This window comes from Enterococcus dongliensis (assembly GCF_031927985.1).
GTDB classification, from domain to species: Bacteria; Bacillota; Bacilli; order Lactobacillales; family Enterococcaceae; genus Enterococcus_A; species Enterococcus_A dongliensis.
In genome coordinates this window covers 91,967-103,424 of sequence record NZ_JARPZC010000011.1, presented here as the reverse complement: position 1 = coordinate 103,424, position 11,458 = coordinate 91,967, and the positions used below count along the sequence as shown (strand labels likewise).

The following is an 11,458-nucleotide window of genomic DNA, read 5'->3' as shown; positions in this document are numbered from 1 at the left end:
TCGAACACAGAAGTTAAGCTTCTTAGCGCCGATTGTAGTGAGGGGTTGCCCCTTGTGAGATTAGGACGTCGCCACGCATTTTGGCTATTCACTCTAGTGGATAGTTTTTTTTATTTTTAAGATAGAGAGGATTGTTTCATTTGCTTTATGTAGCAAGACATGGGGAAACTGAATGGAATAAAGAAGGAATTGTTTCAGGAAGAAGTGATATTGCTTTATCAGAAAAAGGTTATCAACAAGCTATTTTATTAGCAGAAGAAGTGGCTGAACTTACAGTTCCAATTACAAAAATTATCCACTCTCCATTAGAACGGGCAAAAGAAACTGCTCGTCTTGTTAGTGAAAGAAACCAGTTGCCAATGAAAAGGGATGAACGTCTGATTGAATTAGACTATGGGGATTACGATGGGACTAGTGAAAAGCAAGTGGATTATTTAAACAGACGGATTCAATTTGCAATGCGCTATCCTAATGGGGAATCTTTGATGGATGTCTATGCTCGCGTTGTCCCATTGCTAAAAGAATTGGAACAAGATACAGAGAATGTATTTTTATTAGTTTGTCATAACTCGGTAACTCGAGCAATCAAGAATTATTTTGAACCATTAGAAAATCAAGCGGTTTTTAACTATCGTACGCCTAATGCAAAGTTGATTCGATTCGATAAAAGAACAGACTAGCAATGATAAAAAGTTTAAAAATGGTAGATTATAGAATAAAAATATCCGAATTATTGATGTATTACTCCTACGATTTAGTAGCGTTACATCAATAATTTGGATATTTTTTGGTTTTAATTTATGTCGTAGTTTTTTTTAGATTGTACTATTCATGGAATAAATTTTCTTGATTGTTTGTTGCCATTTTATTTGTTCGGTTTCAGAAAAATGTAGAGGAAAACTTTTAATTAACCCTTGTTTTGAAATGGTGGCAGGTGAACCAACATAACAGTTTTCAGCGGAGTGATAGTGACTGACAGGTACAATCAATGAGTGATTTGTCAAAAAGGCTTCAACGATCCGTGCTGCTTGAATAGCGATACCATAAGAAGTATATCCTTTTCCTCTAAAAGTAATCCAACCGCCATTACGAGCAGTTTGTTCCAAAGTTGTCAACTTTTCAGAGTCCAATAGATCAGTAATTGGGACATCATTGATTTTTAAACTGGACCACGCAACGAATTGACTTTCACCATGTTCTCCAACGACAAAGCCATCAATAGTCGAAGGATGGATATTCAAGTCTTGACTAACCGCATGTTTCATTCGGCCAGTATCCAGCGAAGTTCCCGTACCAAGCACGCGTTCTTGAGGCAATCCGGTCAATTCCTGCAAATATTGAGTGATTACATCGCAAGGATTGGTGATATTCAATAAAATACCCTTGAATCCAGAAGCTTTAATTTTTGGAGCCCATTCTTCTACAATTTTCTTAGTTAAATTTAATTCAGCGAAACGATCAGAATTGCCTTCAAAAATAGTGATGTCACCAGCAGAAAAAATAATTACATCAGTATCTGCTAATTCTGCTAAATCTGGAGCAATCAATCGAACTTGATGTTCTTGTTCCATCTGACCGTCCATCAGATCATTTAATTCAGCTTCGATAATGTTTTTTTTAGGGTCAAAGAGGACCAATTCATCAACGATATTTTTTGAGATCAAAGTATAGGCAGTTGTACTACCAACATGTCCAACACCAATAATTGCAACCTTTTTCAATTACTACACGCCTTTCTTATCTGAAGTATCTATCTAAAAAGAATGCGCCTAACATGAGAAAAAGTCAATAGAATAATGAATGATCGGTTAGCTTAAGAAATTATTTTTTAATATTTGGTAGACCCGTTGTAGATCTGCTGAGGTTCCCCTTAATTCATAATCGGCTAAAAAAGGACAGCCAAATGCTTGGCTGTATTGTTTGGCGGTTAAACAGTATTGGTAATTGAAATTTTTGTTGCCGCTGCCTACAACACCTAAACATTTTTCATAATTATTTTCGTACTCTAAATATTCTCGCATGACTTCAGTCAATATTTCTTTGTCTCCGTTATCTACACCGTTGCCGCCTTCTAAATAGGTAGGAACAAAGGTGAAAAAAGGAGTTGATTCGACAGTAAAAGGTGTGTTTTCTGAAATTTCTTTTGCTTTGATCAAAGGATTTTCTGCAGAGAGTTGATGCTGTTCTTCGGCATAAGTTATTAATCGTTTGACAAAAGCTCGTGTATTCCCTGAAATCGAGATATATAAAATATTCATAGCTGTACCTCCAAGCTCGCTAATAAGTTCTGTAGAAAGTGATAATGACTATCTTTAAAATTATAACATTAAAAAGATTCTTAAATTAAATGTAAACGGTTGCAAAAAATTATAAAGTATGATATAACTATAAATGTAAGGGATAGGTCCCTATGGTTGTTAAATAATACAACCGAAATGGACGAATGACTGTTCATTTCAAAATGAATGCCGAAATGGCAGGAAGGAAGTAGGGATTTGAATTTTCCTTACAAAGTTACTCTAATCTAGCGGGGAAGAGAAATGTAGACAGTAGAACCATTTCTCCACTTAATGGTGAGGCTTGAACGCAATTCAACCACAAAAACGTTTAAGACCTAGAAAAAAGGTGTGAATATTCCAGAAATCTGGAATGAAGCAAAAACACTTAGCCATTAGACCGCTGGATTATTTTTTTTTTTGCCTAAAAACAGCCGCAGCATTTTATGCTGCGGCTGTTTCTCTACTAAGAATGGAAATTTTTTTGTTTATTTATTGTAATAGCGAATATCATTACTGATTTGTTGGATAGCAAAAGCTGTCGAATCAGTAAAAGTATATGTCTGTCCATCAGTTGGCAATTTTTCAGTAAACATCTTCTCGTATTGATCCATGGACAATCGTTTGCGATTAGCAAGCAAGAAGCGATGGTCTTCAGCTAATAGATATTTTTGATATTCAGCCATCAGTGTCATGGAGAAAAATTCACTGACTGCACCAGAACCATAGCTGAATAAACCGATACGTTGACCAGCAGTTAGATCACTATTGTCTAATAAAGAAGCTAAACCGAGATATAATGAACCTGTGTAAAGATTTCCGACTTGGCGACTATAAATGATTGCCTCGTCATAGCGGGCTTCAAGGCGGTGTTGTTCCGTTTCAGTCATTTCTGGAAAAATAGCCCGTAACGCTTTACGGCCCATTTTTGTATAAGGTAAATGAAAAGTCAAAGCTGCATAGTCCGTGCTATCTGTTTGATTGACTTTTTTATTTTGTTTCCAAATCTTCGTGAATGAATCAATATAAATCTGGTTTGATAAATGACCATCAACTAGCGGGTAATCATGGCCAGCCGGTCGCCAAAAATCGTAGACATCTTCAGAGTAAAAGACACTGTCATTGTTAAAGGCCAATATATGCGGGTCTTTTGTAATGAGCATAGCAACAGCTCCACAGCCTTGTGTGGGTTCCCCGCCAGAATATAAGCCGTATTTAGCAATATCAGCAGCGATTACTAAAACTTTTCGATCTGGATGTAGAGCAACATAGTCATGGGCTTGTTGTAAAGCAGCCGTCCCACCGTAACAGGCATGTTTGATTTCAAAAGAACGAGCAAATGGCTGAATGCCTAATAGATTATGGATGATTACAGCGGCTGATTTTGAAAAATCCGTACTAGATTCTGTTCCGACAATCACCATGTCGATCGTTGCTTTATCCTCTGCTGTGAGAATTTTTGCCGCGGCACTGGCTCCTAAAGTAACGATGTCTTGTGTTTTAGGAATAAGTGCCATTTGATCTTGCCCAAGACCAATGTGAAATTTATCGGGATCTGTTTCACGGGCATGGGCCAAATCAGTCATCTCAAGATAATAATTCGGCACATGGAAACTGATTTTATCAATCCCTATCGTCATAGTGTTCCTCCTAGTTCCAATGATGGCGTTCATTTTTATAAAAAGCAAGAGTTTTTGAGCTATCCTTTCATCGTATATGATCCACCGATTCATTCGTCGTTTTGATTACTTATTAGATAGTTCGTTCTTCCAGAAGTAAATATATCATAGAAAAGTAGGAATTAGTCGGGTTTGAATCTTAAGAAATTATAAAACTATCTATGCTATACTTACGTCTGATTTTTAATGAAATTATTGGAGGTGCATCCTTGGAAGAAGTAGTGATTTTAAGTGCTGTACGAACACCAATTGGCAGATATAAGGGGAAATTAGCACCCATTTCAGCCGTCGAGCTTGCTGCGATTGCGAGCACAGCAGCGATCAAACGTGCAGAACTTGTGCCAGATCAAGTTGAACAAGTATTTATAGGAAATGTTTTACAAGCAGGAAATGGCCAAAATGTGGCTCGACAAGCAGCGGTAAGAGCGGGGATTCCTCATAATACACCAGCTACTACGATCAATGAGGTCTGTGGTTCTGGTATGAAAGCAATTATTTTTGGAATGCAACAAATTTTATTAGGCGAAGCGCAAGTTGTACTTGCTGGTGGAACAGAAAATATGTCGCAAGCACCAAAAGTAACAAGTTTTGATTATGACACTCAAGAATGGCAAGAGCCAAAATCAAGTATGATTTATGATGGCTTGACGGATGCCTTTAGTGGGGAACATATGGGGTTGACAGCAGAAAAAGTGGCCCAAGAATATCACATTACTCGCAAGGCTCAGGATCAATATGCCTATGAGTCGCAAATGAAAGCAGCCAACGCCAGTACAGCTGGTAAGTTTGACTCAGAGATTGTTCCTGTTGCCCTTCCAGATGGTCGTACGATGGGTGAAGATGAAGGAATTCGTTATGATTCAACATTAGAAAAGATCAGTTCTTTGAAACCAGCTTTTAAAGCAGACGGTGTCGTTACAGCAGCAAATGCTTCAACATTAAATGATGGAGCATCAGCAATTATTTTAGCTGCAAAATCTTATGCGATTGAACATGGTTTAGCTTATTTGGCAGTCATTAACGGGTATAGCGAAGTTGGAATCGATCCAAGTATCATGGGGATGGCGCCTGTTTCAGCTATCAACAAATTACTAAAAAAAGTGAATCGCAGAATCGATGAGGTAGATATTTTTCAAATCAATGAGGCCTTTGCTTCGGCTTCAGTTGCTGTTCAAAAGGAATTGAAGGTGCCTGACCAAAAAATAAATATTTATGGCGGTGCGATTGCTTTGGGGCATCCAATCGGAGCTAGTGGGACCAGAATCGTTACGACTTTGGTTTCTGAATTGATTCAAGAAGAGAAACAACGTGGGATCGCCAGTCTTTGTATCGGTGGAGGACTAGGCTTGGCGTTGATGATTACTAAAGCAGAAGACCAGGAAACTGCCCAAAAAAAGTTTTATCAAATGAGCCAAACGGAACGACTGGTAAAGTTAGTCAAAGAAGAGAAAATAACTGCTAAAGAGGCGGCCCAATTAGCCAATCAAATGGTATTGCCAGAAGAAGTCGCTACTAATTTAATCGAAAATCAAATTAGTGAATACTCGATTCCTTTAGGTGTTGCCCAAAACTTTGTCATTAATGGGAAAGAAAAACTAATACCAATGGTGACAGAAGAACCATCGGTAATTGCTGCTGCGAGCAATGCCGGAAAAATCATTGCTAAAGCTGGCGGGCTCACTACACATGTGCTCAGCCAGGAAATGATTGGACAAATCGTTTTGCAAAATGTCACAGAAGTTGAAAAAATTAAAAAAATACTCAGTGAAAATGAATCATTACTTTTTTCTGCGGCTCAAGAAAGTTATCCTTCTATTTACCAACGTGGCGGAGGATTACGAGCAATCAATATTCGGACCTTTGAAGCAGGATATCTTTCAATCGATCTAGTGGTCGATACAAAGGATGCGATGGGGGCCAATATATTGAATACAATGTTAGAGGCTGTGGCCCAAGAATTAAGAGAATTGATTTTGGATGTAGATATTTTGTTTAGTATTTTGAGTAATTATGCTACTCATGCGTTGATTGAAGCTCGTTGTGAGATTCCTGTAGAACAACTTACACCAGCGATTGCTGAAAAAATTGTGGCCGCTAGTGATTATAGCAAGTTGGACCCTTATCGGGCAGCAACGAACAATAAAGGAATCATGAACGGAATCGATGCGGTCGTATTAGCAACAGGTAATGACACGCGGGCAGTAGCAGCAGCTTGTCACGCGTATGCTGCAAGAAATGGACGCTATGAGGGATTAACAGATTGGTCTATCCAAAACGATCAGCTAATTGGAACATTGGTGTTACCGCTAAAAGTCGGTATTGTCGGCGGAGCAACTAAGGTTTTACCTAAGGCACAACTGAGCTTGAAATTATTAGAAGTCTCAAGTGCAGCAGAATTAGGAGAAATCATCGTAGCTGTTGGTTTAGCGCAAAATTTAGCAGCAGTAAAAGCATTAGTGACAGAAGGAATTCAAAAAGGGCATATGGCGATGCAAAGCCGTTCACTGGCAATCACCGCCGGAGCCACTATTAGCGAAATCCCACAAGTGGCTAAACGCTTAAGAAATGCTCAATGGATGAATCTAGCAACAGCAGAAGAAATCATTAAAAACATTCGGTTAGGCTGATAGTATTTTGTAAACTATGGGCCACTTATAACAAGGAAATACTCGCTAATAAATAAAACGTACTACGAATCTAAAGGCATTGGCTTTTAGATTCGCAGTACGTTTTTCTGCTTATGACTGGTCGATACGCAAATAGATCATATCGGTCAACTGAATTCCATGATCGATGATTGGTTCACGATAATAATCTGTGAAAAAATTTTTTATCCGATGGGAGCGGTGAAAACCGCATTCTTGGTAAAATGCCAAAGTTTCCGGGACATCACCGGTTCCTACGTACATTGTTTGATAACGAGTGAATTTAGTCAGTAGAAATTGGATCATCGCTTTGCCATATCCTTGTCTTTGGGCACTTGGAAGGGTCGCGATATTTTTTAACTCACATTCTTTGTCATTGAGGCTTATGACGACTGCTGCACAAACGATAGCGGGATCATATAAGACAAACAGTCGACCTTCGTCAAGGTAACGGTCAATCATGTCTTCTTGCTCATCTGCTAAAAGAAGCAAATCAATAACTCTCTTTTTATCTGTAGTGATTTCTTCAAACCTCATTGTGCTCCTCCTTAAAAGTATCTGGTAGAAAAAGAACCCTTATTTTAGACTGAAATCTAAATATACAGGATTGTGATCCGAATATTTGAATTGCATGTCTTTAACATGGACATCATTTACCGTGATATTATCTGAGACTAAGAAGCCATCTATTAATGTGGTATAAGATTCTCCTTTCTTGTATGGTTTATCCAAGGCTCGAGCAGAAGGGCGACGTTCTGCAGCTAAGTTTCCTGTCGGAAGATGAAACCCAGATGGTAATTGATCTTTTGGAAAAGGATGTGTCCATGTTTCTCTTTTCTTACTCGTATTGAAGACATCAGGGCTGTTTCCCAATACATCGTGATTGTAATCGCCAGCGACCATTACATAGTTGCCTTTTTTGTATTCATTTTCCATCACCGAAAAGATTTTATTTAATTGGGCTGCTTGAATCGAGCGATCTTTCGTAAAAGCAGATAGATGGGTATTAATCGCGATGAATTCATGGCCGTTTTGAACGGGGACTCGACTGACTGTAAAGGCACGATCCAAATCAAAAAATTTATTGAAATTTGTTTCAATCGGCAATGAATAGCGTTTACTGCTGGTAATCTCAGCTTGACTCAGTGTGACCAAGCCTGATTTTGCCTGACCGATTGGATCGGTAAATGGGTAGAACAGGTAAGCGGAATCGTAGTTTTGTCCATAAAGACTATTGTAGGCAGCTAAATGCTCTTTCAAAAAGGCAACTTCGTCCACGTGTTGAGAACGATCACCGTTTTGATCGACTTCTTGATAAAATGCAAAGGTCGGTGCTAAGTCTTTAGTTGTTTGGACGATCCCTGTCATGTTTTCTTTGACCGTTTTTTTATCATAGGCACGTGAATAGTCTCCGCCATCCATAAAGAAGCTATAACTTGGCGGATAAGCACCGTAGCCAATATTATGACTCATAGCTCGATACTTCTTGTTTATTTTTAACGACTGCTTTTGGGTATTTTTAGGATCTAAGGCGATGCCATCTGGCAAGCGGTCATAACTGGCAAATAAATTGATTAAATAACCTCCAAAAACAATGATAAGTACGCTAATTATCCCTAAAAAAATTTTTATGATCTTTTTCATGATAGTCCTCCTGATTGTTTGAATCTGTATCGTAAATCGTCAAAGATAAATTGGCTGTTTTTAACCAAAAATCATTTCTTCAGTATCATATCAGACTTTTTAGTGAATACAAAATATCTCCGCTTTCATAAACCCAGCTTGCATGTTACACTAAAATAGTAGAATTAAACGTTATTAAAAGAGAGGTTTTAAAATGATTCGATTTGCTAAAAAAGAAGATGGCGCAGATGTCGCTAAACTGATATTGGTTATTTTAAAAGATATGGAGCTGGACTTTTTAGCTGAGTTTGGGGAAGAAAAAACTTTGGATGCCATTGCGACTTGTTTTGAAGATCCAACCTATCGCTTCGGCTATGCTCGCGGCTTGGTGGAGGAAATTGATGGAACTATCGCTGGTGCAGTATTTGGCTATCCTGCAGACAAAGAAGCGATTATTGATCGACCGTTAAAAAAATATCTCCATTCTCAAGGAATAAAAGAAGATACCCAAATGTTCAGTGATACGGAAGCTTTTCCTAACGAGTGGTATTTAGATTCGATTGCAGTTGATGAAAAATTTCGGGGTCAGGGAATCGGCGCTAAATTATTGACAGCAGTTGATCGGTTAGCGATGCATGAAGGAGAGCGAGTAATCGGCTTAAATGTCGATAAAGCAAATCCCAATGCCAAACGCTTATACTTACGGGAAGGTTTTGCTGATGCAGGAGAAATAATGATTAGCGGACATATGTATGATCATATGCAGCGAAAAGTCAAACCTATCAACAATTAGCAATCAAAACTGATCAACAAAAAAGAACTGTGCCAACAGCGGCATAGTTCTTTTAATTTTGAGAAAAAGTTACTTTTAGATTTGTTTCTGGATTGGCATGTTTGTTACGATTATACAACCAGTAATCCATGATTGCCGCAACACAAATACAAACAGGGGCATCAGCTGGATCAGTGACATCCAAGACATAATAGTCACCAGTCAGTAAAGTCGCCTTGTCCATTGTCATAATTGATTGGTTAAAGTGGTTGATCTTATATTTGTGATTGTAAATATCGCCATAAACGGCCCAGTGGAGCTGCTGGATATAATAAAAGTCGCCTGGCCAATGGAAAATCTTATGCAGCACACCTACTTTTGTATGTTTATAGTAGATTTCAAACTTACGCCCAAAAATAACACTGGCTTGTTTGATGTAAGCGACGATTTGACCATCCATTGCATAGAGGGAGAGGACGTTTCCTTTACGTCCCCAGTGTCCTACCATCAAATATAAAGGCACACCGTTGTTGTCTTTGACGATCGTTCGTGTCGTGGAGCTTAATTGTTTTTCTTGAATAAAAAACTCGGTCATGCTAGTCACACCTTTTGATTTTGATTATTCAGAAAGGATTCGATCGATTGCCGTTGCTACGCCGTTTTCTTCATTGGTATCAGTGATGTTATTAGCGATTTTTTTGATGGCTTCTGCAGCATTGCCCATTGCAAAACTTTTACCTGCATACGTCAACATGCTAACGTCGTTAAAATTATCGCCAAGTGCCATAACTTGACTAGCTGTAAACCCACGTTCTTCAGCAAATTGCTTTAAAGCAATCCCTTTTTGTGCGTTGACATGATTGATTTCAATATTGGTCAATTCAGAAGCCGCAATAGCAAGATCGCCTATTTTTTCTAATTCACCAGTAATTCCTTTCAGTTGTTCCGGTCCTTTTTTGTCAAACGTGATGATTTTTAAAACTTCTTCGTTATTAGTAGCTAATGTTTGTCGGATGTCTTCAACAAAAGTAATAGGCGTCAAAGACAAGTGTTGTGAAGAGGCAGCGATTGCCATTTTTTTTGACATTTCTGGAACTTTACTTAAGATATGTTCAGCGAAAAAGTCAATCCGCATTGGTTGATTTGCTGAATAAACATGTTCAGCAGTAAAAACTTCATAGTAAAGTCCAGCCTTTTCAATAGTATCCATCACGTCCAATGTTTTTTGTTTTCCGATTGGGATGGTAAAGATGGTCTCCCGGTCAGCGTTTACAACGTGGGCACCATTTAATAAGATCATTGGTACACGTATATTTGATTCGTCCAACGAAATTTTTGCATGACTCATTCCACGTCCAGTTGCTGCAATGAATTCGATTCCTTGTGCTTGAGCTTTCTGAATGGCTTTGATATTGGCTGTTGGGACTTGCATTTGATTGTTCAACAGTGTACCGTCCATATCAGAGGCAATGAGTTTTATCAAAATTATTCACCTAGCTTTCCTATCGTACACCGATAGTGTACCATAATCCTAGAGTAGGAAAGCTTATCGAGCAGATTCTTAAAAAAGAATTAGTCGTGCAAGCATATTCTGACTAAGAATCAGCCATAATTAATAAAAATTGGGAGTGGATTGCATGAAAGAAATCATCCATAATGATTGGCAGAAAGTTTTGGCAGATCAGTTTCAAGCGCCATATTATTTGAATTTACGAGAATTTTTAAAAGAAGAATACCGGACGCAAACGATTCATCCGGATATGTACCATATTTTTGAAGCGTTGGAGTTAACTTCTTTTGACAAAGTCAAAGTCGTTATTTTAGGACAAGATCCGTATCATGGAATCAATCAAGCCCATGGGTTGTCTTTTTCTGTACAACCAGGAGTGAAAATCCCTCCGTCATTACGTAATATTTATCAAGAAATGCAAAATGATTTAGGAATCCCTCCCGTACAACACGGCAATCTAGTAAGCTGGGCAAAACAAGGCGTGTTATTGTTGAATACTGTTTTAACCGTTCGAGAAGGGCAAGCATATTCTCATCGAGGAAAGGGCTGGGAACAATTAACAGATGCAATCATTGAGCGATTAAATGAAAGAGAAAAGCCAATCGTTTTTATCTTATGGGGGAAACCGGCTCAAGAAAAAAGCAAAATGATCGACACTAGTAAACATGCCACTATCAAATCTGTTCATCCTTCCCCGCTATCGGCTCATCGCGGGTTCTTTGGATCAAAGCCATTTTCAAGAACAAATCAATTTTTAACGAATTGGGGAGAGACGCCGATTGATTGGCAATTACCTGAAACAGTGTGATATGACAACGGTTTCTGTTATAGAGACAGTTTGTGAAAATGTGCTTAATTCATATTTACTAGATTCTAATTAGTAGTACAGGTATTTTATTCTGTTCTTTTCTTTTTGGATGAAGTGTTGTATGATTAATAAGAAATAAATATCT

11 protein-coding genes and 1 rRNA gene are annotated in these 11,458 nt (G+C 38.3%); 5 read left to right on the top strand and 7 right to left on the bottom strand.

What is annotated here, in order from left to right:
* Both rrf and P7D84_RS09350 read left to right on the top strand, forming a co-directional pair.
* A 5S ribosomal RNA gene (rrf, locus tag P7D84_RS13890) occupies positions 1 to 77 on the top strand; the annotation flags it as partial.
* A 63-nt stretch (positions 78 to 140) separates the two neighbouring features.
* Positions 141 to 680, top strand: a complete 540-nt coding sequence (locus P7D84_RS09350; RefSeq protein ID WP_311806217.1) for a histidine phosphatase family protein — start codon at positions 141 to 143, stop codon at positions 678 to 680.
* A 135-nt stretch (positions 681 to 815) separates the two neighbouring features.
* Here P7D84_RS09350 and P7D84_RS09345 read toward each other — a convergent pair whose 3' ends face one another.
* The 3 genes from P7D84_RS09345 to P7D84_RS09335 all read right to left on the bottom strand — a co-directional run bounded on the left by P7D84_RS09345 (position 816) and on the right by P7D84_RS09335 (position 3,916).
* Positions 816 to 1,721 (bottom strand): lactate/malate family dehydrogenase, encoded by a 906-nt coding sequence (locus tag P7D84_RS09345; protein ID WP_311806216.1) that lies wholly within the window; start codon positions 1,719 to 1,721, stop codon positions 816 to 818.
* A gap of 87 nt (positions 1,722 to 1,808) precedes the next feature.
* Complete coding sequence (gene nrdI / locus P7D84_RS09340) at positions 1,809 to 2,258, bottom strand: class Ib ribonucleoside-diphosphate reductase assembly flavoprotein NrdI (RefSeq protein WP_311806215.1); 450 nt, start codon at positions 2,256 to 2,258, stop codon at positions 1,809 to 1,811.
* Positions 2,259 to 2,764: 506 nt separating this feature from the next.
* The gene (locus tag P7D84_RS09335; protein WP_311806213.1) at positions 2,765 to 3,916 is read right to left on the bottom strand and encodes a hydroxymethylglutaryl-CoA synthase; all 1,152 of its coding nucleotides are present in this window, start codon (positions 3,914 to 3,916) and stop codon (positions 2,765 to 2,767) included.
* A 248-nt stretch (positions 3,917 to 4,164) separates the two neighbouring features.
* On the opposite strand from P7D84_RS09335, the gene P7D84_RS09330 reads away from it, so the two are divergent.
* Positions 4,165 to 6,582, top strand: a complete 2,418-nt coding sequence (locus P7D84_RS09330) for a hydroxymethylglutaryl-CoA reductase, degradative (protein WP_311806211.1) — start codon at positions 4,165 to 4,167, stop codon at positions 6,580 to 6,582.
* Positions 6,583 to 6,693: 111 nt separating this feature from the next.
* Here P7D84_RS09330 and P7D84_RS09325 read toward each other — a convergent pair whose 3' ends face one another.
* Together P7D84_RS09325 and P7D84_RS09320 are read right to left on the bottom strand one after the other, a co-directional pair.
* Complete coding sequence (locus tag P7D84_RS09325) at positions 6,694 to 7,137, bottom strand: GNAT family N-acetyltransferase (protein ID WP_311806209.1); 444 nt, start codon at positions 7,135 to 7,137, stop codon at positions 6,694 to 6,696.
* A 39-nt stretch (positions 7,138 to 7,176) separates the two neighbouring features.
* Positions 7,177 to 8,244, bottom strand: coding sequence for a hydrolase (locus tag P7D84_RS09320; RefSeq protein WP_311806207.1), 1,068 nt, complete (start codon positions 8,242 to 8,244; stop codon positions 7,177 to 7,179).
* 193 nt (positions 8,245 to 8,437) lie between these two features.
* On the opposite strand from P7D84_RS09320, the gene P7D84_RS09315 reads away from it, so the two are divergent.
* Positions 8,438 to 9,016 carry a GNAT family N-acetyltransferase gene (locus P7D84_RS09315; protein WP_311806205.1) on the top strand — a complete coding sequence of 193 codons (579 nt, stop codon included), beginning with the start codon at positions 8,438 to 8,440 and terminating at the stop codon, positions 9,014 to 9,016.
* Positions 9,017 to 9,068: 52 nt separating this feature from the next.
* Here the strand turns inward: P7D84_RS09315 and P7D84_RS09310 are convergent, their stop codons facing one another.
* Both P7D84_RS09310 and P7D84_RS09305 read right to left on the bottom strand, forming a co-directional pair.
* A complete protein-coding gene (locus tag P7D84_RS09310) occupies positions 9,069 to 9,590 on the bottom strand; it encodes an LURP-one-related/scramblase family protein (RefSeq protein WP_311806203.1) in 522 nt (173 codons plus the stop codon).
* A 24-nt stretch (positions 9,591 to 9,614) separates the two neighbouring features.
* On the bottom strand, positions 9,615 to 10,478 hold the full coding sequence (locus P7D84_RS09305) for a Cof-type HAD-IIB family hydrolase (RefSeq protein ID WP_137603563.1): 864 nt from the start codon (positions 10,476 to 10,478) through the stop codon (positions 9,615 to 9,617).
* A 154-nt stretch (positions 10,479 to 10,632) separates the two neighbouring features.
* Here P7D84_RS09305 and P7D84_RS09300 point away from each other — a divergent pair, with 154 nt between their 5' ends.
* Positions 10,633 to 11,313, top strand: a complete 681-nt coding sequence (locus P7D84_RS09300) for a uracil-DNA glycosylase (protein WP_311806201.1) — start codon at positions 10,633 to 10,635, stop codon at positions 11,311 to 11,313.
* Positions 11,314 to 11,458: the final 145 nt, after the last annotated feature.